At 31.3% G+C, this 21,604-nt stretch carries 21 protein-coding genes and 1 pseudogene; 13 read left to right on the top strand and 9 right to left on the bottom strand.

Annotated elements, in window-relative coordinates; genetic code table 11:
- Positions 1-20 precede the first annotated feature (20 nt).
- On the top strand, positions 21-1,562 hold the full coding sequence (guaA, locus tag BTM19_RS03550) for a glutamine-hydrolyzing GMP synthase (RefSeq protein WP_029378858.1): 1,542 nt from the start codon (positions 21-23) through the stop codon (positions 1,560-1,562).
- A 387-nt stretch (positions 1,563-1,949) separates the two neighbouring features.
- On the top strand, positions 1,950-2,513 hold the full coding sequence (locus tag BTM19_RS03545) for an LPXTG cell wall anchor domain-containing protein (RefSeq protein ID WP_058625857.1): 564 nt from the start codon (positions 1,950-1,952) through the stop codon (positions 2,511-2,513).
- 105 nt (positions 2,514-2,618) lie between these two features.
- Here the strand turns inward: BTM19_RS03545 and BTM19_RS03540 are convergent, their stop codons facing one another.
- Together BTM19_RS03540 and BTM19_RS03535 are read right to left on the bottom strand one after the other, a co-directional pair.
- Entirely contained in the window at positions 2,619-2,957 is a 339-nt protein-coding gene (locus tag BTM19_RS03540) for a hypothetical protein (protein ID WP_058625858.1), read from the bottom strand.
- 284 nt (positions 2,958-3,241) lie between these two features.
- Positions 3,242-3,448: a hypothetical protein gene (locus tag BTM19_RS03535; protein WP_029378882.1), complete on the bottom strand. Its 207-nt coding sequence runs from the start codon at positions 3,446-3,448 to the stop codon at positions 3,242-3,244.
- A gap of 397 nt (positions 3,449-3,845) precedes the next feature.
- Between BTM19_RS03535 and BTM19_RS03530 the strand changes: the two genes are divergently transcribed.
- From BTM19_RS03530 to BTM19_RS03520, 3 genes are all read left to right on the top strand, one after another.
- Positions 3,846-4,112 carry a hypothetical protein gene (locus BTM19_RS03530; RefSeq protein WP_029378883.1) on the top strand — a complete coding sequence of 89 codons (267 nt, stop codon included), beginning with the start codon at positions 3,846-3,848 and terminating at the stop codon, positions 4,110-4,112.
- A gap of 41 nt (positions 4,113-4,153) precedes the next feature.
- Entirely contained in the window at positions 4,154-4,498 is a 345-nt protein-coding gene (locus BTM19_RS03525) for a DUF4260 domain-containing protein (protein ID WP_029378884.1), read from the top strand.
- Between the two features lie 412 nt (positions 4,499-4,910).
- Positions 4,911-5,222 carry a hypothetical protein gene (locus BTM19_RS03520; protein WP_029378885.1) on the top strand — a complete coding sequence of 104 codons (312 nt, stop codon included), beginning with the start codon at positions 4,911-4,913 and terminating at the stop codon, positions 5,220-5,222.
- Between the two features lie 179 nt (positions 5,223-5,401).
- Here the strand turns inward: BTM19_RS03520 and BTM19_RS13030 are convergent, their stop codons facing one another.
- Both BTM19_RS13030 and BTM19_RS03515 read right to left on the bottom strand, forming a co-directional pair.
- Positions 5,402-5,566 carry a hypothetical protein gene (locus BTM19_RS13030; RefSeq protein ID WP_167330414.1) on the bottom strand — a complete coding sequence of 55 codons (165 nt, stop codon included), beginning with the start codon at positions 5,564-5,566 and terminating at the stop codon, positions 5,402-5,404.
- Positions 5,567-5,661: 95 nt separating this feature from the next.
- Entirely contained in the window at positions 5,662-5,868 is a 207-nt protein-coding gene (locus BTM19_RS03515) for a hypothetical protein (protein ID WP_029378886.1), read from the bottom strand.
- Positions 5,869-6,410: 542 nt separating this feature from the next.
- On the opposite strand from BTM19_RS03515, the gene BTM19_RS03510 reads away from it, so the two are divergent.
- The 3 genes from BTM19_RS03510 (at position 6,411) to cspD (ending at position 9,053) form a co-directional block, all read left to right on the top strand.
- Entirely contained in the window at positions 6,411-7,685 is a 1,275-nt protein-coding gene (locus tag BTM19_RS03510) for a dicarboxylate/amino acid:cation symporter (RefSeq protein WP_029378887.1), read from the top strand.
- Positions 7,686-8,089: 404 nt separating this feature from the next.
- A complete protein-coding gene (locus BTM19_RS03505; protein WP_029378889.1) occupies positions 8,090-8,284 on the top strand; it encodes a hypothetical protein in 195 nt (64 codons plus the stop codon).
- A gap of 568 nt (positions 8,285-8,852) precedes the next feature.
- On the top strand, positions 8,853-9,053 hold the full coding sequence (gene cspD / locus BTM19_RS03495) for a cold-shock protein CspD (RefSeq protein WP_011303913.1): 201 nt from the start codon (positions 8,853-8,855) through the stop codon (positions 9,051-9,053).
- Positions 9,054-9,311: 258 nt separating this feature from the next.
- Here the strand turns inward: cspD and BTM19_RS03490 are convergent, their stop codons facing one another.
- Positions 9,312-10,751 (bottom strand): MDR family MFS transporter, encoded by a 1,440-nt coding sequence (locus BTM19_RS03490; RefSeq protein ID WP_069796776.1) that lies wholly within the window; start codon positions 10,749-10,751, stop codon positions 9,312-9,314.
- A gap of 378 nt (positions 10,752-11,129) precedes the next feature.
- Here BTM19_RS03490 and BTM19_RS03485 point away from each other — a divergent pair, with 378 nt between their 5' ends.
- Positions 11,130-11,645, top strand: coding sequence for a GrpB family protein (locus BTM19_RS03485; RefSeq protein ID WP_306822985.1), 516 nt, complete (start codon positions 11,130-11,132; stop codon positions 11,643-11,645).
- A 168-nt stretch (positions 11,646-11,813) separates the two neighbouring features.
- Here the strand turns inward: BTM19_RS03485 and BTM19_RS03480 are convergent, their stop codons facing one another.
- Complete coding sequence (locus BTM19_RS03480; RefSeq protein ID WP_081225235.1) at positions 11,814-13,433, bottom strand: PucR family transcriptional regulator; 1,620 nt, start codon at positions 13,431-13,433, stop codon at positions 11,814-11,816.
- A 316-nt stretch (positions 13,434-13,749) separates the two neighbouring features.
- Between BTM19_RS03480 and allW the strand changes: the two genes are divergently transcribed.
- Complete coding sequence (gene allW / locus BTM19_RS03475) at positions 13,750-15,240, top strand: allantoin permease (RefSeq protein ID WP_099265733.1); 1,491 nt, start codon at positions 13,750-13,752, stop codon at positions 15,238-15,240.
- Complete coding sequence (gene allB / locus BTM19_RS03470) at positions 15,230-16,591, top strand: allantoinase AllB (protein WP_029378894.1); 1,362 nt, start codon at positions 15,230-15,232, stop codon at positions 16,589-16,591. Before allW ends, allB begins: the two co-directional genes overlap by 11 nt.
- A gap of 57 nt (positions 16,592-16,648) precedes the next feature.
- On the opposite strand, the gene BTM19_RS03465 is transcribed toward allB, so the two are convergent.
- Both BTM19_RS03465 and BTM19_RS03460 read right to left on the bottom strand, forming a co-directional pair.
- Entirely contained in the window at positions 16,649-16,975 is a 327-nt protein-coding gene (locus tag BTM19_RS03465) for a PH domain-containing protein (RefSeq protein WP_069796780.1), read from the bottom strand.
- A gap of 22 nt (positions 16,976-16,997) precedes the next feature.
- Positions 16,998-18,479 carry a catalase gene (locus BTM19_RS03460; protein WP_029378896.1) on the bottom strand — a complete coding sequence of 494 codons (1,482 nt, stop codon included), beginning with the start codon at positions 18,477-18,479 and terminating at the stop codon, positions 16,998-17,000.
- 583 nt (positions 18,480-19,062) lie between these two features.
- Here BTM19_RS03460 and BTM19_RS03455 point away from each other — a divergent pair.
- On the top strand, positions 19,063-19,683 hold the full coding sequence (locus BTM19_RS03455; RefSeq protein WP_099265732.1) for a M15 family metallopeptidase: 621 nt from the start codon (positions 19,063-19,065) through the stop codon (positions 19,681-19,683).
- A gap of 187 nt (positions 19,684-19,870) precedes the next feature.
- Positions 19,871-20,515 carry an immunodominant staphylococcal antigen IsaB family protein gene (gene isaB, locus BTM19_RS03450; protein ID WP_099265731.1) on the top strand — a complete coding sequence of 215 codons (645 nt, stop codon included), beginning with the start codon at positions 19,871-19,873 and terminating at the stop codon, positions 20,513-20,515.
- Between the two features lie 134 nt (positions 20,516-20,649).
- Here isaB and BTM19_RS13225 read toward each other — a convergent pair.
- Positions 20,650-21,604, bottom strand: a pseudogene (locus BTM19_RS13225) (IS1182 family transposase); the annotation flags it as partial.

Here is a 21,604-nt window from a genome sequence, read left to right as displayed (position 1 = left end):
TTAAAAGGAGATTTAAAGTTATGGAAATGGCGAAAGAGCAAGAGCTCATACTTGTTTTAGACTTTGGTAGCCAATACAATCAGTTAATTACACGACGTATTCGTGAAATGGGCGTATATAGTGAGTTACACGACCATGAGATTAGTATGGAAGAAATAAAAAAATTGAACCCTAAAGGTATTATCCTTTCGGGTGGACCAAACTCAGTTTATGAGGAAGATTCGTTCACAATTGATCCAGAAATATACAATTTAGGAGTGCCGATTTTAGGTATTTGTTATGGTATGCAATTGACGACTAAATTATTAGGCGGAAAAGTTGAACGTGCCAATGAACGTGAATATGGTAAAGCAATCATCAATGCTAAAACTGACGAATTATTCTTCGGTTTACCGGAAGAACAAAACGTTTGGATGAGTCATTCAGATAAAGTTATCGAGATTCCTGAAGGCTTTGAAGTTATTGCTGATAGCCCAAGCACAAATTATGCAGCGATTGAAGATAAATCACGTCGTATTTACGGTGTGCAATTCCATCCAGAAGTACGTCATACTGAATATGGTAATGACTTATTACGTAACTTTGTACGTCGCGTATGTGAATGTACAGGCGAATGGTCAATGGAGAACTTCATTGAAATCGAAGTTGAAAAAATCCGTAATCAAGTTGGAGACCGTAGAGTGTTATGTGCTATGAGCGGTGGTGTTGATTCATCTGTAGTAGCAGTATTGTTACACAAAGCAATTGGTGATCAACTTACATGTATCTTTGTAGATCATGGATTATTACGTAAAGGTGAAGGCGACATGGTTATGGAGCAGTTCGGTGAAGGATTCAATATGAATATTATTCGTGTTGATGCACAAGAACGTTTCATGAGTAAACTACAAGGCGTGTCGGACCCAGAACAAAAACGCAAAATCATCGGTAATGAGTTTATCTATGTCTTTGATGATGAAGCATCTAAATTAAAAGGTGTAGATTTCTTAGCGCAAGGTACACTTTATACAGATGTTATCGAGTCAGGTACAAAAACTGCTCAAACGATTAAATCACACCACAATGTGGGTGGCTTACCTGAAGATATGGAATTCCAATTAATTGAACCTATCAATACACTATTCAAAGATGAAGTGCGTGAACTAGGTATCGAATTAGGTATTCCAGAGCACTTAGTATGGAGACAACCATTCCCAGGCCCAGGTTTAGGTATCCGTGTCCTTGGAGAAATTACTGAAGACAAACTTGAAATTGTACGTGAATCAGATGCGATTTTAAGACAGGTTATCCGTGAGGAAGGTCTTGAACGTGAGATTTGGCAATACTTCACAGTGTTACCAGGTATCCAATCAGTAGGTGTTATGGGAGATTACCGTACGTATGACCATACAGTTGGTATTCGTGCCGTAACATCAATTGATGGCATGACAAGTGACTTTGCACGCATCGACTGGGAAGTCTTACAAAAGATTTCAAGCCGTATCGTAAATGAAGTAGATCACGTTAACCGCGTTGTCTATGATATTACATCTAAACCACCAAGTACAATCGAGTGGGAATAATAGTATAGAATGACGAAACCCCTTAGGCATAGGCTTAAGGGGTTATTTTTGTGGGTTTGAAATAGTTTTTTATCAGAAAAAGAGAATTACTTGTAAATAACAAATCTTTTTAATCTGTCGTTTCTTAGCTATAATATTAACGATTTTTCTGTGTTAAATTTCCTGCTTTTACGAGAGGGAATGTGAAAAATTCAATGCTAATTTCATTTTGACAAAATTAAAAGCAATAAATCTGCATAACTATGAATAAAATTTTACTCACATAGTGCTATATTTTACTCATTTAAAAATATTATGTCCATTCAACTCATTTTATCTTAAGATAATTATAGATAAAGCTATTTTAAACTTTTATTTAAACATAATTTTGTAAAAGGTGGAATGAGAATGGGGAAGACTTTTATAAAAGTAGTATTTAATAGCGTGTTATCAACATTTTTAATATCATTAGTAACTCTATCGAATATTCCAGAAACACAGGCAGAAGTATTAGATCACAGTATATTACATAAGGATGGTAGTTTTACGCCTGCAAATGTGACACCTCATAAAGATATAACAGAAGTAGAGCAACCTAAGGAATTTCAGGATGCTACAAAATCAGACGGAATTATAAACAATAACAAATCAGAGGGAACAATACTGAATAAACATGCAGATAAAGTAAAAAATGAATTTGATTCAAATGAGCTAAAAAGTGAAAAACCAAGTAGTGCTTTAAATGATGGAGAGACAAAAAATAGTTTGTTGAATCCTGATGAGAGCAAGTATAGTAAAGTACCAAATAGAAATAAAGTAACAAAAAATCAACAAGAAGAAAAAATAGAATTACCTTCAACTGGTGTGAAAGGAAACCTAAATTCTACATTAGTAGCTACTGTGTTATTAAGTATTGGCAGCTTGTTTTTATTTAAAGGTATATGTTCTATTTTAATTCGTAAGGTTAATTAAGTTTTCGAATTAAATATTGTTACAAAAGCAGTATAGGACCGTTATAAAAAACGAAACTACACTGCTTTTGTTTTTATGGACTTTTTGATTATAAAATAATCTACATTATCCTTTAGAGTTATATTTTCTTTTTACATAAAAATAGTTCATAACGCCCAACAAAATGATGGCTAAAAGATATACTAATTCGGAGTAATCTTTTGCCAAGCTATTGTCATTATTCCAGTAACCAAAGTATTTTATGATTATATTTAAAAGTAAGAAATATACAAACCATACAAAAGTCCTTGCAAAAATTTCAATAATCATTGATTGTTGCTGTGTATTAAATGAACTTTTATTATTTTTATGCCCGGTAGTTTCGGAAGGCAAGTAGCGAATAGTCAAAGATGTCCAAAAAGCACTAAATATAAAAATGATAGTAAAAAATGCAAAAGTCTTCAAAAAAATACCCTCCAGTGAGTCGTCATTGATTTAATAATTATCTTCACTATTTTGTAATTTTTAGTTCGGTTTAAACTAATTGAAGCGAATATGTATTAATTTACTACTTAATTTCTCTATTAATGTCGTTCTTCAAAACCACAGAAAATGCATACAAGAAATGCAATAAAAGTGGCTGGTACAAAGATTGAACAAATTAGTAAAGGTATAGCCATGAGTATATAGTTATAGTCATATTTGTATTTACTGAAGTTCACGATTTCACTCTCCAAGATAGAAGTAATCTATTTTTTATTATGTTCTTCTATAGTAACTCCTTCATTTTTTACCTTTTTACTATTTTCTCTTATTAGTAATGCAATATTAGTAATAAATACGATTCCCAATATGATTGATAAAGTTAATCCTCCTACATCTGTGTTATTAAAGACGATTAATGTAATCATAAGTACAATGTTAATAATGTGATGTACATACATAGCTTTTGTCATTTATAATTCTCCTTAATTTAGGTTATAGTTTTAAGATTTTTTCTTCTAATGTAAGGTTAGCAAAAATAAATATGGATTAACAGTCTTGTTACGAGCAATATATTGTTTTTAAAAATATGATAATATGAAAACATCATCTAAAATATATGAATAAAGGATTATAGACGGTATGAAATAGATACTACTTGTGATCCAAGTTGTTTTGTCTATTTTCTTGATGATTTTTACATATAAACAAATAAACCAAGATTATTTAAATACATTATTTATAGCCTAGGTAATATTTATGTATATTATATGTATTTAGGTTTCATAACAGGAAAGCACTGTAATGTAGTTTTTAAATTTTTAATTTAAGTAGTGATGATTTACATATAACAGAAAGGGGATTAGATTTATGAGTAGACGTGTAATAAGTGGATTGAAAGACGGATTATTTGTTCTGATTAGTGTGGTTTTAATTGCGTTTCTCTTAAATTATTTGGGATGGGATTTTGGAAAAAATAGGATTTGGAATGGTTTAGGAAATTTAAATTTAATTCAATTTTTTAATAACAATGAACTAAATGGTTTGCTTGTTTTAGGGATGATTCTAGGAGTGGTCGCATTTATATTAGGATTTACTATGTCTGATAAAAAGTCACATGGAGCGAAAGAAAAGTAATGTTTCAACTATAGTTATAATATAAATTAGGGGATGGGTATTTGAGTAACTTTATTAAGTTAGAAAATATATTTGTATTCCTTGTAACGGTGATTGTGTATTTAATGTTTGGCTTTTCAATTTGGATGTTTTTATTATTTTTATTAGTACCAGATATATTTATGGTGGGTTATATGATCAATAAGGAAATTGGGAGTAAAGTGTACAATGTTGGGCACACATATATAGTGCCTATATTATTCGCTTTATTATATTTAATATTTAACGAGGGATTATTACTTCAAATAGCTTTGATCTGGTTTGCACATATAAGTATGGATAGGTCTTTTGGATTTGGTCTTAAATATGCATCTGGATTTAATGAAACCACTATTCAAAAAATTTAGCCACAGCTAATATTACTTTAATAGAATATTATATCTCGTGTAGAATGGAGTGATATTATTCTAAAATCTCAACAAATATTAGTAGGAATCACGTTGTTCCTATTATAGTAGAAACTTTAAGTATTAATATATTAGGTTTCAGCTCAACTTTAATCAGAAGTACACAGGGAATATTTATTGGCATGTTTATCATTTTTACTTACAGACAAATTAAACGCAAAGGTTTTTAAAATTTCCTAGAAGCGTCTTATTTTCTAAAATCTAATATTTTGTGTTTAAAATATTTATCATTTACTACTAAATAATGATACCTTTTTTATAAATTCAATCATATTGTACGATGCTTCTATGGACTGATTTAATATTTTTAACACCATATTAAAATAATATTATCTTAATATGGAGGCTATTTATGAAAAACGTACTATTATTAACAAGTGTCATTTTATTATTGATGGTAGCGTATTTCGTTTATGCTGTTTACAGTTTAAATAAAGAAGAATATTACTTTGGTATTGTTAATGAACAAGGAAAAGTTGATAAGTTAGTTGATAAGGATAATGACACTGTTTTAAATTATCAACTAGCTAAAGAAGACAATAATATTAAAAAAGGTCGTTGGATAAAGGTTACTTATACAGAAAATAAAGGGACGATAGTAGAGCAAAAAAATGTTGATGAGAAAGATGTTCCTAAATCAGTTAAAGATAATTTTAAGCAATGATACAATTTTATTGTGAAATATTGTGTGTAAATACTAGCGATGAACGAATGTATTAGAAAAAATGTTACTGCAATATATAATTAAAAGGCATGGATACGGAATCAAACTAGCAATTTATTTCCGTATTCATGCCTTTTATGTAGTTGAGTTTTAGCAATATGATAAAAAAATGATTTAAATTACATTTTCACTTTGTCTTGATATAAAATCCCCACACCATAACTACTAGAGCCGATAGCATAATCAAATTTAATGATTTCAATATATGGATTTTCCTCTAAAAATGCATTGACCTTTTTATTTAATCCTTTTTCTGTTACTGCACTGATATTTATAAATTTCATCATAACACGCTCCTTTTAAAATGGTTGATTGTTATACTACATTATCGATAAGTAGCTATTTGATTTCTGTGAAAATGAGATACGTTCAATTATTTTTATGCTTTTAAGAAAGTGTAGAAAAGCAAAGTATAGAAAGACGAGAAAATCATTAAGCCAATTATAGATAATATGACAGCTGTAGTACTGTCGTTTGTTAATATATTGTTAATATTTGCATAGGTAAATAACACCATAACAGGTGAATTAGCCACTATAACAAAATATTTGTTTTGAGGACGGTCTCTAAGTATGTGTCTTGCCATTATTCTTTCTCCTTACTTATAAAAACTTATATGAAGCATTAATATTTTTGGTGCACAATATATTGAATGTGTAATTTTATATTATCAAAGAATGCAATGGTTGTGAACGTAGATTTTCATAAAAGGAAAAGAGGCTTTAGCGTATGGCTATAATATTAGATTATTGATAAAACGATCTAGTGCAATTTAGAGTATATAAAAATAATGAAGGTGTATTGTAAAATGACGTATATTAATATAAATAACACTAATTTTGTATGTAAAAAGCTATTTTTGACAAATTTGTGTATAATGCAGAAAGCGCTTTCTTATTATGCTTTGATGACCTTTGAACTCCTATAGGTATAAGGCTGAGAGCGAATTCTTTTTTTAACTAAAATGTACAAAATTCTGATATAATAGCTTAGTTGTACAAAAATCATAAATAATTTTTAGAATCATGTAAATTTAATATATGAGTGGAATTTTCTTTGTGATAAACTGTATTTTGTAGAAAACTAGCATTTATGCAAATGCTAGCTTAGATAAGGGGATGAACAAGAGTGAGAGTAATTAAAAGAATAAACCTACCGACGCAAATTATCATAGCATTGGTATTAGGGATAATTTTAGGTAGTATCTTACATGGAAATAAAGATGTAATTAACTATATACAACCATTCGGTGATGTATTTATAAATTTAATTAAAATGTTAGTAGTACCTATTGTATTTTGTTCTTTAGCACTATCTATTTCAAATGTTGGAGACACAAAAACTATTGGGCGCTATGGCGGTAAAACATTATTATACTTTGTTATTATGACAAGTTTTGCAATTTTTATGGGACTAATATTCGGTAATTTATTTAAACCGGGTCAAGGACTGAATCCTGATTTATTACCTAAAGGTGATATTTCAAAATATGAATCAACTGCAAAGGCTGCAGAAGGCACTACATATGGAAATCATTTAATCGATACAATTGTTAATATTATACCGACTAACATAGTTGAAGCATTTGGATCTGGAGAACTTTTACCGGTCATATTCTTCTCAGTATTTTTCGGTTTGGCATTAGCTGCTATTGGACAAAAAGCTCAACCTGTTAAAGACTTTTTAGGTGGCGCATTAGAAGCTGTATTCTGGATGATTGGCAAAGTATTATTATTAGCACCAGTTGCAGTATTTGCGTTTATTACGACAACGATTATTACTTTTGGATTATCAGCATTAATTCCACTGTTCAAACTATGTTTAACAGTAGTCATTGCAATGTTTTTCTTTATTTTCGTTGTATTAGGCATTGTTTCAAGAATCTGTGGAGTGAAAATTACGCAAATCATCAAGTTGTTGAAAAATGATTTAATGCTTGCATTCTCGACTGCAAGTTCAGAAGCTGTATTACCAACAGTTATGAAAAAAATGGAAAGATTTGGTGTGCCTAGGGATATCGCATCCTTCGTATTACCAACTGGTTATTCGTTTAACCTTGATGGTGCGGCCATGTATCAATCTATTGCAGCGTTGTTTGTCGCACAATTATACGGTGTTGACTTAAGTATTACTGAACAAATTATCTTAATGGTTACGCTAATGCTTACTTCAAAAGGTATGGCTGGTGTGCCAGGGGCTTCAATCGTAGTGTTATTAACAACATTAGGATCGGTTGGATTAAATCCACAAGGTTTAGCACTTATTATAGGTGTAGACAGAATCTTAGAAATGCTTAGAACATGTGTTAACGTATTAGGAAACTCAGTAGCTACAATCTTTATTGCTAAAACAGAAGGTGTTTACGATAAAAAAGAAGGCGAAGAGTATCTGAAGACAATATAGAAAATCCCCCTCCTTTACCAATTGTAAGGGAGGGGCTTTTTATTGTGATTTTTGAAATTAGATAAATTTTCATATTAAAAATAAGTGTGCATTAGAAGCAAATAAAAAAGTGTAACTATAACGATATTTAACAAAAGCATGAATCGAAATTGCTTTCCGTTCATAGGCTGAGTCTGATTTTTATATGCTTTTTTATTTACATTTTGACGCGTTTGTATCGCGTTATTCCAAGACATTATACTAACAAAGAGAATACCTATCAAAATTTTAAGGGTAAGATTCAATGCATGTCTCTGCTTAAGTTGATTTTATATTTTTATAAAAAATAAATTGTGTTATGATTTCTTATAAGATAACACAAATTTAGTTTTTCAAAAATATACTTAAGTAAAAGATGCGATAATATGCAACAGAAAAATAAATTAGGTACTGGCTTTCTAATTTCTAGTTTTATCAATATTGTCTTAGCGCTGATAGTTGCTTTTGGTATATCTATATTTAGCCAGACTATACTTATAGTACTTGCATTGCTTACGATGATAAATGTTGTTTATTTGCTATATAAGGTATTCTATATATTTAGAGAAGAAAGAAGTTAACATTTCTGCAATCACATTATTGATTATTATATTTTTAATAAATATGCTTGGGGCATTATATTTATTAATAAAACTTTTGAAATTAAAAAAAGAGCAGGCTCCTGATCGTGAATATAAAAGAATGATAAATCATATGTCTCCATACTTGTGGACATCACTCATCATCTCTGTTATTTTATTCATTATCGCATTAATTGTTGGTGGATTTTAAAGTTTTGAAAAAGGGAATAATGTGATTCTGGAATTTAAAGAATAGATTATTTTAAAAATAGAATATTATTATTTAAGTTTATGTGAGCTATGAAAAACAAGCGTTATATAGGGATTTTTAGCTATATACAAGAATAAAAATAAATAGAACAATACACTATATCGTTACTAAAAATTAAATTAATAAACTAATTTACGTTTTAGGGTGTACAAATGAACGATTACTCGTTATAATAGGTATTAAGTAATTTAGTTCGTGAAATTGATTTGTAGAGTTATTCTTTTGAATTTACTCCTTTTGATTTTTTAAGACAGATTACAAATATTCGTGCAAAAGCACATATGGAGGAATTTAATTATGAATAACGGTACAGTTAAATGGTTTAATGCAGAAAAAGGTTTCGGTTTCATCGAAGTTGAAGGCGGAAACGACGTATTCGTACACTTCTCAGCAATCGCTCAAGAAGGTTACAAATCATTAGAAGAAGGACAAGCTGTTGAATTCGAAATCGTTGAAGGCGACCGCGGTCCTCAAGCAGCTAACGTTGTTAAATTATAATAACGGCTGAAAGACGAGTATAACTCGTCTTTTTTTTATGCAAATTTAAATAAGAAATACGACATTTACACCCCTAACGCAACAATGTATGCGTTAGGGGTGTTTTTTTATGATAAATTATTTTCAAAGGCAGCTCAAACATTCTTAGAAAGAGCGATAGAAGCTTGTCGTTAAATATAAATTAATAAAATGCAAAAAAGGATCAAGTATATGACATTAAATGTTAATATCATATGCTTGATCCTTTGTTTATCGAGGTTATAATTCTCGACTATTGATAGTTTCTTTTTTAGTACGAATCATCAACATTAGGACGAAACCAATAATCATGAGAATTGTTGTGAAAGCAAATGCAGCGTCAACACCAAGTACGGTAGCGTGTTGCATTACTTCAGTTTTTGTTTGACTACCATTAGCATTTTCTACGTAGTTTGTTCTAACTATAGTTAAAATTGTAATCATAATAGCAGTACCTATCGCGCCAGCTATAATTCTTAATGAATTAATAATAGCAGTACCGTGCGAAATGTTTTTAGTTTCTAATGCATTAATACCAATTGTGTTTAACGGCATTATAATCAATGCAACAGCAAACATTCTGACCGCATAGATGACAACAATGTACCAATAAGGTGTTTCTGTAGTTAAGAAACAATGTAGAATTGTCATAATAATTAATAAGATAAATCCAGGGACCGCCAATATCTTCAGCCCATATTTATCATAAATTTTACCCGTATATACAGACATAAATGCATTAACTACAGCCCCAGGTAAGATGACTAAACCTGAAAGTATTGCTGATAAGCCTAGTCCTGATTGAATATACATAGGTATCAACAACGCAGGGCCAACAATCCCAATAAATAGAACCATTGAAGCGAATGCAGATAATGAAAATGTTCTGTTAGCAAACACACGCATATTTAATAATGGATTGTCTATTCTAATTTGTCTTAAGACAAAGATGCCGACAATGATAAGTCCAACTATTAATGAAATGATAACGATTGGTGAAGTAAATCCAAGGTTACCAGCACTACTAAAGCCGTAAAGCATTAGTCCGAAACCAAATGTAGAATATATCACTGAAGTCTTATCTAATTCAGTGTGTTTAGTTTCATTGTTACTTTCTACAAAAATGATACCAATAATAAATGCGATTATAGCGATTACTGCTACTACGATAAACGGTGCTCTCCAACTAAATGTATCAATTAGAAAACCAGTTAAAGTAGGGCCAATCGCTGGTGCTGATTGCGCAACAATTCCTGTAAGCCCCATGGCAAATCCACGCTTTTCAGCTGGAAAGAGGGTGAAGACAGTGAATTGCATTAATGGTAACAAGATACCTGCACCGATAGCTTGAATCACTCGTGCTAACATTAGTAAACCGAATGTCGGCGAAAGTGCCGCTATGATAGAGCCAAGTAAGAATGCACTCATTGAAAAAATATAGAGTGATCTGGTGTGGAATCGGTCCATAAGGAAAGCTGTCGTAGGAATCATGATTCCGTTAACAAGCATAAATCCTGTGATGAGCCACTGGGCAGTCGTTTCAGTTATTTCTAAGCCATTAATGATGGCTGGAAGTGCGGTGTTGAGCAATGTTTGGTTAAGCATTGCAACAAAGGCACTACTGAGCATAACTAAAATGATTGTGTTTCTTTTTTTGTTCGATATTCCATTCTCCGACATTTCAATTACATCTCCTTTTATAACATCCCAACGATAGATTTTAATCCTTTTAAGTTAGCAAAGCAAACCATTCGGTTTAAAAATCTAATATTAAAAGCAATAACTTTAAAAAAATAATAATGTAAATATAAAGTTGATTGAATGTAATGAGTATAATGAATAGAAACAAAATGCATATATAGAATTAAATTGAATTTAAGATAGAACGAATAGAGGTATCATTGAGGGTAATTTGGCAGTGACTTTATTTATTGAATTGAAAATATATTTGTAAATATTAATTATAAAGATATAATTTAGTTTAAAATAATAGGGAGATTTTAAAGAGTGTTGTAATTTTTGTAATTTGCTCTTTAAATATATCGGGGAAAGGTGACTATGATGGAAATTGAAGTACAGCATTATCAAAAACAGTGGCCGGTTTTATTTGAAATTGAGCAATCAAACATCAAAGCTATTTTAAATGAGGAAGTTATAAAAATTCATCACATTGGGAGTACTGCTGTTGAAAACTTAAAAGCTAAACCTATTATTGATATGTTAGTAGTAGTAACTAATATAGAAAAAATAGATGAATATAATAAATTATTTATGAAGCTGGGTTACATATCATTGGGTGAAAATGGAATTACAGGGAGAAGGTTTTTTAAAAAAGGTGAAAATCCACGTACACATCATATGCATATATTTCAACAGGATAAAATATATGAAATTAATCGTCACATAGCAGTAAGGGATTATTTACGTGAACATGAAGTGATTGCACGTGAATATGAACAATTAAAAGAACAATTAGCTCAACAATTTCCTGATGATAGGCAAGGTTATTGTGATGGGAAAGATAGTTTTATGAAAAAATTAGAACAAGCTGCATTAACTTGGTATTTGAAATAATTATAAAGTCCCACTTTTTAATTTGTAAAGTAGTGGCTCATACACATGATTGTATATGCAGGTGTTCCAATTTTAAGAGTTAGTGGGACTTATGCATGAACGGAAGCTCAGGTAAACCTTTAAAAAATAGATTTTCACTCTATTTTTTAAAGATAATCTTATAGGTGTTTAATCGAATTGAGTAATATCAGAAACGTATAAAGCGATACGAATGTTTAATGAATGCATTGGATCTTCAATATTCACGCCTATTAAATTGCTACATTTATTAATTCTATACTTAACTGTATTACGGTGAATATATATCTTTTCTGCAGTTTTAGTTATATCACACTGATTATCCATATAAACTCGTAATGTTTGCTTTAATTCTAAGTCTTTTTTAGTTTTAGGATAACTCAATGGTCCTAAAGTATGTTTTATAAAAGGACGTAATTTCTCTTTTGGTATTAACTGTAAAAGTTCTTTAATATCTTTGGAATGATAATACGAAATGAAGCTTTGCTTATCATTCAGCAATCCATTTTCAAAGGCTTCATTAGCCTCAAAATATGACGAAGAAATTTGTGTGAACTCTGTAACTTCATTGCCGATACCAAAAGAAATCGTGCCTTCAAAATGATCTCCGTAACTATTTTGTATACGTTTAAGGTAGTCATAGTAATAGTCGTGACGATTTTGTAATAAAATAGCGAAACGATTCGTACTTGGTATTTTATAAATACTAATATAATCATCAAGATCGGTAAACATATATTGAAGCCAGTGGAATGTTAGTTGATACCTTTCGTTAAGGTAATAACTATTCTCTAAGGTATTCGGTGAGTCAATGTCACAAATGATGATTTGATAATAATCAGAATCGAAAATATTATAGCGTTTCAGTAAATCGTTATGCTTTTTGATTGAAAGTGTTTGATCGCTTTGATTATTAACAAGTGCTTCAAAAAAGCGGTTAATATCATTTTGTTCGGCTTCTTTAATTTTTGTGTTTTTGTATAATGCAAAACTCAATACGCTAACCACTTGCTCAATAGTTAACAAACTGAAGGGATATGACAATTTATTGACTTGTGAAACCATTAAATAATAAGGAAAGTACGTATATCCTAGAACTTTGAAAATGACATGGTCTTTGTTTTCAAACACTTGTTTATTTTTATCATAAATAGTCGATTGTTGGTAATGATTAAGGAAATAACTAATATGTTCATTAGTTAAATGTTTATTTTGGTCGTAATGATGGCTTAACGCTTCTGGTGCTTTGAAAGGATCGAAAAGGATGATCGGCACACCAAGTAATTTACTCATTCTTTGAATCATTGTATTAATGCTATAACCTTTGATAAGAAGCTGATTTAATTCTTGTTGAATGTGTAATGCGTAGTTTAATTTTCCAGTTTCTGAGTCTGAAATGTAAGATGAAATTTGATGTGTAATTTCCCCTAAGTTCCAACTTTCTGGTATCTCTATTAAGGGGAACCCCAATTTATCTGCAAAGTCTATAACCTCTTTATCTAGCTCATGTAAAAACCTCGAAATTTTTATGCCGAGACCTGCCGTATTAATATCATGCAAATCTTTAATTAACCTTTTTAAATCTTCTTGGTTGTCTTGAAATAATACGCCAGTTGTTAAGATAAAAGCATTTTGAGAAGTGAAATGCTTAATATCATTGTTTTCAGTAATATCTAAGCTTGAAACTTCTGATGATAAATCTCCGTTTTTGTTAATCAGTTCTAACTCTTTAAACTGAGGAACGGACAAAATTTCATTAAGTGTAGTCATGTTTTAATCCTCCGTTTCCGTCTTCTTATATTGTGAATCATACTAATATATTTTACGAATAAATATAGGTTTATTTGTATATTTATTAATAAGATGGTATATTTATAAACATTCCAAATCCGTTTTTAATTTTATAAATCTTATCAAAAATAATGTTATATAAAAATTATTATACACATATTTTGTTCGAAATATATAACTTTCTAATTAATATATGTCATTACTAACAAAGAAAAACGCTTACATACGTAATAAAATGTAAATTAAAGATTAATTAAGATAGTTATTAGTCTATTGAAGCAAAGGAGACAAACAGATGGGAACACAGGGGAATGAAACGGCTTATAATCAAGCTTTATTTGAAAAGCGTGGTTATAATAAAGATATAATGCCTAAGACATCAGATCAACGAAATAATTCGGCATTCAACTTTTTCACTTTATGGATGGGTGCTGTTCATAATATACCTAACTATACAGCGGTAGGTGGTTTTCTATTAATAGGTCTATCGCCATTGCAAGTCATATTTGCCTTGATTTTAAGTTCATTTGTTATTGCATTATTACTCGTTTCAAATGGATATGCTGGTTCTAAATACGGGATACCTTTCGCAATGCAGTTGCGTGATACATATGGAGATATTGGCGCTAAATTGCCTGGTGTTTTACGTGGCGTTGTAGCCGGTATCGCATGGTTTGGATTACAAACATTTGCTGGTTCTCAAGCATTACTGATATTACTAAATAAGATTTTTCCAGGATTTGAAAATATTGGAAGTGGCATTTCAATTCTAGGTATATCGATACCGGGGTTAATTGCATTTTTAATTTTCTGGGCAATTAGTTTTGCGATTGGATTTGGTGGTGGTGATATATTGAATAAATTCACTGCTATTTTAAATCCACTCATTTATATAGTATTTGGTGGTATGGCAATATGGGGTGTGACTGTTGCTGGCGGTTTCAGCAATATCATGAACTATGAAATATCAACAAAAACAGACGGTATTATATATCCAGCCATTTTGTCATTTATTTTAATCTTTAACTCCTTATTAGGTGTGTGGGCTGGACCAGGTTCAAGTGTTTCTGATTTTACACAAAATGCAAAATCTACTAAAACACAAATTATTGGTCAGGTTTCCGGTATAGTAGTTGCTCATGTTTTATTTGCGATTGCTAGTGTGTTTATTATCATTGGTGGTTCTATTTACTTAGGTCATCAAGAGTGGAATATTTTAACGATTATTAATGAATGGAGTAACTTCTGGGCGATCTTGATATCGACAGGGGTACTATTAATGACAACCATTTCTACGAATGCGACGAGCAATATTATACCTGCTGCATATCAATTAAGTGCGTTATTACCTAAATGGATTAATTATAAACGTGGCGTAGTTATTGCTTCTGTATTAAGTGTTGTTATTATGCCATGGAAAATGATGGAAAATGAGGATAGTATCTTTTTATTCTTAAATGCTATTGGTGCAATACTTGGGCCAGTTGCAGGTGTAATGATAGTGCATTTCTACTTAGTATCTAAATGTCGCATTAATATCGATAAATTGTATTTTGATTTACATGATAAAGATATAAAAATACAAAGAGTTAATATTTCTGCTTATATTGCAACGGTAGTAGGTGTGGTCATTTCATTGCTCGGATTCTTACCAATATTTAAAGTGATTTCTGATTTTTCATGGTTTATTGGATTCTTTATATCCAGTTTAGTTTATATCGTTTTACACCATTCAGTTAAATTATTTTCAAAAAAACAAGAAGGAGTGAACTATAATGAAATATGATTTAATTTTAAAAAATGGCTTAGTCATTTTAGAAGATAGTCAGCAAAATGTAGAAATCGGTGTTAAAGATGGCAAGATTGCCGCTATTGGTCAAGATTTAGGTGAAGCTGAACAAGTTATTGACGCTCAGAACCAAATCGTATCTCCAGGTATGGTAGACGCACATGTGCATATTACTGAACCAGGTGGCGGTTATCGTGATAGCTGGGAAGGTTATGTTACTGGAACGCGAGCAGCAGCCAAAGGTGGCGTAACGTCATTTATTGAAATGCCTTTAAACCAAGTGCCTGCAACAACTGATCAAGCTTCTATCCAAGCAAAATTTGATGCTGGTAAAGGTGAATTGTCAGTTGATGTTGCGAGTTATGGCGGTTTAGTGCCATATAATTTAAACGGTGGTATTCAAGAGTTGGATGAAGCGGGTGTCGTAGCGTATAAAGCATTTTTAGCAACATGTGGTGACCGTTCAATAGAAGGTGACTTTGAAAATGTGGATGATTATTCATTATACGAAGGTATGAAGCAAATTGCTAAAACTGGTAAATTACTTTCTATTCATGCAGAAAATGCAACAATCACTGACCGTTTAGGTGAAATTGCTAAGGCTAACGGTGAAACAACTTTAAGTGCATATGTCGATAGCAGACCAGTATTTACGGAAGTTGAGCCAATTCGTAAGATTATCTTATTCGCAAAAGAAACTGGTTGTCGTGTGCATATTGTGCATGTTGCTTGTGAAGAAGGTGTAGATGAAATTATCAAAGCTCAACAAGAAGGTGTAGATATTTCATGTGAAACATGTACCCACTATCTTTACTTCTACAAGGAAGAATTAGATGACATTGGCCCAGTTGTAAAATGTTCTCCACCAATCAGAGAAAAATCGCGTTTAGAAGGTATGTGGAAACGCGTGTTAAATGGTGATATTGGATTTGTTACTTCCGATCACTCTCCATGTACACCCGACTTAAAAGATACAGATAATGCTTTCGAAGCATGGGGCGGCATCGCTGGATTACAAAATAATGTCGATATTTTATTTGATGAAGGTGTTCAAAAACGTAATATGTCATTAAATAAATTTGCAGATATTATTGCTACAGCACCTGCAAAACGTTTTGGATTAGAAGCAAAAGGTAGCATTGCCGTTGGAAAAGATGCAGATTTTGTTTTAATTAAACCGAATGCGCCGTATACTCTAGCAGCAGAAGATTTAGCATATCGTAATAAGATGAGTCCTTATATTGGTCGTGAAATTGGTGCGCAAGTGACGCAAACTATTTTAAGAGGCGAAGAAATTTATAATCAAGAAACTGGTATTTCAGAAAAACGTATCGGACAATTTATATAATTTTTAATAAAAAGGATGACTTCTACGCAATCATTGGTAGAAGTCATCCTTTTTAGTTTAAGTACGTTTAGTTTCGATATAACTTATGAATTGTTCGGCGGCATTTTTATTTAAATTTGTAATTGGAAATGTACCAATACTAAAACTCATGGTTAGCGTATGGTTATCTAATTGAACATCTTCTATTTCATCATAACGGATATTTCTATAGTAAAATTGGCCATCCATATCTACGTTTAAGATAAGGCGTTCATTTGTTGCAATATATGCAGCGTCATATGTTCTTACATCACCATTGAGAGGGTATTCCATCTTCCCTAAAATGGCAGGCCCTTTTTTCTCAGTTGGAAACAAATCTTCTGGATTTACGTTATCTAATATCATATAATCACCTTTTTCTTGTATGTTAGTCTGCGACATCTAAGTCTACTTCATTAATATCAATTCCCATAGCTTCGGCTACACCTTGACCGTATGCAGGGTCGGCTTTATAGCAATGTCTGATATGGCGATGTTTTAATGCATCGGTGACGGGACTCATTTCATTCGCAGTATTATTAAATAATATTTGTTGCTCTTCAGATGACAATAAACGGAATAATTTACCAGGTTGTTCAAAATAATTGTCGTCATCCTCACGAAAGTCATATTCATATGCTTGCCCTTGAATATCTAAAGCTGGCTTCTTGTATTGTGGTTGATCTTCAAATGCCCCGTTACTATTTGGATAATAATGTGTACTAGCGCCTTGATTGTTATCTAAGATGCGCATTTGCCCATCTCTACTAAATGGACATATATTTTCCATACCGACACCTTTAGGTTGATTAACTGGAATTTGCCAGTGGTTAACACCCAAACGGTATCTTTGAGTATCTCCATATGAAAATAGTCGACCTTGTAACATTTTATCTGGTGAGAAATCTAAACCTGGAACAATATTTGTAGGTGCAAATGCAGCTTGTTCAACATCTTGGAAATAGTTTTCAGGGTTTCGGTTTAATTCAAACTCACCAACTTCAATTAATGGATATTCATCTTTATACCAAACTTTAGTTAAATCAAAAGGATTATCTTTATGATTACGAGCTTGTTCTTCTGTCATTACTTGAATGTACATTTTCCATTTTGGGAAATTGCCTTGTTCAATATTATTAAATAAATCTCTTTGAGAAGAATCTCTATCTTTAGCCATCACTTGTTCGGCTTCTTCTGCAGAATAGTTCTCTATACCTTGTTGAGTTCTATGATGGAACTTAACCCAAAAACGTTCGCCTTTGTCGTTATACATAGAGTATGTATGGGAACCAAAACCATGCATATTTCTAAAACCTTTAGGAATACCACGATCTGTCATTAATATTGTAATTTGGTGTAGCGCTTCTGGTAATAATGTCCAGAAATCCCAGTTCGCTTGTGGGTCTTTCATATTTGTTTTTGGATTACGTTTAACCACGTGGTTTAAACTTGGGAATAATTTAGGGTCTCTAAAGAAGAATACGGGCGTATTATTACCAACTAAATCCCAGTTACCTTCGTCTGTATAAAACTTCAAAGCAAATCCTCTAATATCTCGCTCTGCATCTCCTGCACCACGTTCGCCTGCTACAGTTGAAAATCGTGCGAACATTTCTGTCTGTTTACCGACTTCAGCAAAAATACTTGCGCATGTATATTTTGTTATATCATTTGTTACTGTGAAGGTACCAAATGCACCTGATCCTTTAGCATGCATTCGACGCTCTGGGATTACTTCTCTATCAAAGTGTGCCATTTGTTCAAGGAAATAAATGTCTTGCATTAATAAAGGTCCTCTTGGACCTGCAGTCATACTATTTTCTCTATCTGATACGGGAGCTCCAAATAGACCTGTTAACTTTCTTTTCATAATTTAATCTCCTTTATTTTAATCATCAAATAAATGAATTTGAATCCTTTACAGTGAATATTTGTTGGAAACAGAGATTCACATTTATATTAAGTAATAGTTTATGTAGAGTTTTCGACACTGAAAGTCGTATAAACATAGTTAGCGTTGTTTTTGCGATTCTAATATAAAACTTGATACTTATTTTTTTACATAATTATTTAACCTCCCAATTCACGATGATAATTATAATTAATATCTTTTTATAATTATTATAATCTATTATAGCTAAAAATCGACTTAAGTACAGAGTTTTTTTCTCAAAAAACCATTTTAATTGATAATAATTATCTATAATTGAAATTTATAGATTATAATATCAAGCTCAATTTTTATCTCTGTTTTTATGTTTTGTATTTCTAATTGATTTATCATTTTATTAAATGTAATGTTGTTGAAAAAAAGAAGGTTAATTATTTGGAGTCGATTAGAGTGTCGATATAATGAGGCAGATGTTGGAAAGGTTGTAAGTGCATAACCATGGATTGAAATAACGTTAGATTTAAAATTAATTTAATAAAAACGTGATGATAAGGATGAGTATATGAAAAAATTAATCTCGGGTATAGCTATAATTTTAACTGCAATAATTTATTTCATGAATAAAAAGCAAAAGCACTATGAAAATAATATTATAAAAAAAAACGGGGCATATTACTGTAATAATCATATTATTGTAAATAAAGACTATAAAGTTTCTCCATTTTATACGCCGTTTCCCAAATTAGAAGCATTAAACGCTTTAAAGTTAATGATTAATGAGGCAGATAAGCAAGGATTCCAATTAATTATTATAAGTGGTTTTCGTTCATATCTTAAACAGATGCGATTGTTTAAGATGTACGTGCAACGTGATGGTTTGAAAAAAGCGCAACTCTATAGTGCTAAACCAGGATTCTCGGAACATCAGACTGGTCTTGCATTTGATGTTGCTATTCGAGGATTACAAGAGTCAGCTAAAGAGTTGTTTCAATATACAGAAGAAAGTAAATGGTTGAAGGATAATGCTCATAATTATGGCTTTATTATTCGGTATCCAGAAGGTAAAGCGCATATTACACAATTTATGTACGAACCATGGCATTTAAGGTATTTAGGAAAAAAAGATGCAAAAGAAATAAAAAATTCTAACCTCACATTAGAAGAATATTTTCAGTTAATTTAAATAATTGTTATAAAAGTGAACTTATAATAGTGAAAATACGTATGTCTTAGTAAGTAGAATAAAAAGGAGGCATTACTCAAAGTAATCAGTTTTATCTTAAGTAAAACAGTCATTTGTTTTTAAGCGTAAGACTAAGAAACAAGGTACCAGCAAATATTAATAAAACGTTAAAAAGGGGTGGAGATTTATGAATAATAAAACATTAATGATTTCATCATCAGTATTAGCAGCAAGTTTATTTTTAGGTGCAGGATCAGCTCAAGCTCACACGACAAATAACAACATGGGTCAACAGGACATGGCAATGAACGAAGAAATGGGACACATGAATAACAACATGGGTCAACAGGACATGGCAATGAACGAAGAAATGGAACATATGAATAACAACATGGGTCAACAAGGCATGGAAGTGGACGAACAAATGGTACAAACAACAATGATGCCATATTATAATTATAAAGGGTATACAACATATGATGGACAATTTACTAAAGACTATGATTTTGTAAGAGCATTACAACATGATAACGTTATGATTGATAGTTATAAAGTTAATACAGCTGCATCTGATAAAGATGTTGCATCAAGTAAAGCAGTTTATGACTCTATGATCGATATGAATAAAGATGGGCAAGTTATTCATATAACTTTTGAAACGAAACCGGACACGATAAGTAAAGAGATGTTTGAAAAAGCACATATGACAAGTAATATGGTGGATGAAGGCAAAACGACTAATGGCACATATCTGACTTACGAAACTAATAATGGTATGTATAAAGCTTTCTTCGATAAGCATGGCTATTTAATGAAAATGATGATTAGTTAATTTGTATATAAATTAAAGTATAAAAAAAGCCTTGATTAGGGGGCTTTCAGAACGTAGACAAACCTTGCGCAAATTAATGCGTAAGGTTTGTTTATTTTTATTTATATAGTTATTTTTCAAAAAGCAGTGGTCTTTCAGACCATTATTGGCCCTTTTACTAACCACATTGCTATTTTTTTAGATTCATGGCAGCACAAATTAGCGTGGTATCCATGGAAACTTTGTCATGCCCTCTATATCTTGTCCATCGCATACCATGCTGTTCTTTTGCATCGCCAAATCTTCTCTCTATTGTTTGACTTCGCAATTTATATTGTTTTTTTACAGTATCAATAAACCTTAAATCTTCAACTATATCTAAATCGTCTTGCCAAACATGTCTTCTAATTTGTTTTATGGCATCTTTATTTTCGGTACATTTACTTAATACAGGACAGTCTCGACATATTGAACCATCTGATACATATAACCTGTGTCCTGTCGGCATCGTTCTTTTGTATGATAAAATTTCATCATTAGGACAAATATAAGTATCATAATATTCATCGTAGATGAAATCTTTTGTTCTGAAAAATCCAGGTTTCCCCTTAGGTCTTGTATAGGGCATTGCTGGTACAATTGCTTTTTCAAGTAAAAAGTGGGCATTAAAAGGTGTTTTATAACCTGAGTCAATTGCTAATGTAATAGGCAACATCTGCTTTGCTTTTAGTCTTTCAATCATTGGTTTGAGTTGTGTACTATCATGAATATTACCGGGCGTCATTTTTATCCACACATGCATGTAAACTATAAGCAAATTGCTTTTCTCGTTCTCCTTTTACATAGTATCCAGCTTCTGGATCAATTGTACTTACCTTTTTTGTTTTATATTCCTCCTTCTTTTTATTTTTTAATGGCTTTTTTCCTTGTGCTAACCTTTGTTCATTTATTTCATTGTCCAATTCTTCTTGAAAGTGGAGTGTATCTTTTTTAACAATTTCTGTAATATACTTATTTTTATTTGCATTTGCTTTAATATGGGTGGAATCAATAAATAAAGATGAGTGATCGATTAAGTTATTTTTGATAGCTATTTCGAGTATTTTCTCA

The organism is Staphylococcus xylosus, assembly GCF_002732165.1.
Taxonomy (GTDB): domain Bacteria; phylum Bacillota; class Bacilli; order Staphylococcales; family Staphylococcaceae; genus Staphylococcus; species Staphylococcus xylosus.
Note: the sequence above shows the minus strand (reverse complement) of the source record. Positions and strands in the feature narration are given on the sequence as shown.

Bases quoted from the DNA above. Each gene is read 5' to 3' on its own strand.
- guaA (WP_029378858.1), top strand. From the start codon at position 21: ATGGAAATGGCGAAAGAGCAAGAGCTCATACTTGTTTTAGACTTTGGT.
- BTM19_RS03545 (WP_058625857.1), top strand. From the start codon at position 1,950: ATGGGGAAGACTTTTATAAAAGTAGTATTTAATAGCGTGTTATCAACA.
- BTM19_RS03535 (WP_029378882.1), bottom strand. From the start codon at position 3,448: ATGACAAAAGCTATGTATGTACATCACATTATTAACATTGTACTTATG.
- BTM19_RS03530 (WP_029378883.1), top strand. From the start codon at position 3,846: ATGAGTAGACGTGTAATAAGTGGATTGAAAGACGGATTATTTGTTCTG.
- BTM19_RS03520 (WP_029378885.1), top strand. From the start codon at position 4,911: ATGAAAAACGTACTATTATTAACAAGTGTCATTTTATTATTGATGGTA.
- BTM19_RS13030 (WP_167330414.1), bottom strand. From the start codon at position 5,566: ATGAAATTTATAAATATCAGTGCAGTAACAGAAAAAGGATTAAATAAA.
- BTM19_RS03515 (WP_029378886.1), bottom strand. From the start codon at position 5,868: ATGGCAAGACACATACTTAGAGACCGTCCTCAAAACAAATATTTTGTT.
- BTM19_RS03505 (WP_029378889.1), top strand. From the start codon at position 8,090: ATGCAACAGAAAAATAAATTAGGTACTGGCTTTCTAATTTCTAGTTTT.
- cspD (WP_011303913.1), top strand. From the start codon at position 8,853: ATGAATAACGGTACAGTTAAATGGTTTAATGCAGAAAAAGGTTTCGGT.
- BTM19_RS03490 (WP_069796776.1), bottom strand. From the start codon at position 10,751: ATGTCGGAGAATGGAATATCGAACAAAAAAAGAAACACAATCATTTTA.
- BTM19_RS03485 (WP_306822985.1), top strand. From the start codon at position 11,130: ATGATGGAAATTGAAGTACAGCATTATCAAAAACAGTGGCCGGTTTTA.
- BTM19_RS03480 (WP_081225235.1), bottom strand. From the start codon at position 13,433: ATGACTACACTTAATGAAATTTTGTCCGTTCCTCAGTTTAAAGAGTTA.
- allW (WP_099265733.1), top strand. From the start codon at position 13,750: ATGGGAACACAGGGGAATGAAACGGCTTATAATCAAGCTTTATTTGAA.
- allB (WP_029378894.1), top strand. From the start codon at position 15,230: ATGAAATATGATTTAATTTTAAAAAATGGCTTAGTCATTTTAGAAGAT.
- BTM19_RS03465 (WP_069796780.1), bottom strand. From the start codon at position 16,975: ATGATATTAGATAACGTAAATCCAGAAGATTTGTTTCCAACTGAGAAA.
- BTM19_RS03460 (WP_029378896.1), bottom strand. From the start codon at position 18,479: ATGAAAAGAAAGTTAACAGGTCTATTTGGAGCTCCCGTATCAGATAGA.
- BTM19_RS03455 (WP_099265732.1), top strand. From the start codon at position 19,063: ATGAAAAAATTAATCTCGGGTATAGCTATAATTTTAACTGCAATAATT.
- isaB (WP_099265731.1), top strand. From the start codon at position 19,871: ATGAATAATAAAACATTAATGATTTCATCATCAGTATTAGCAGCAAGT.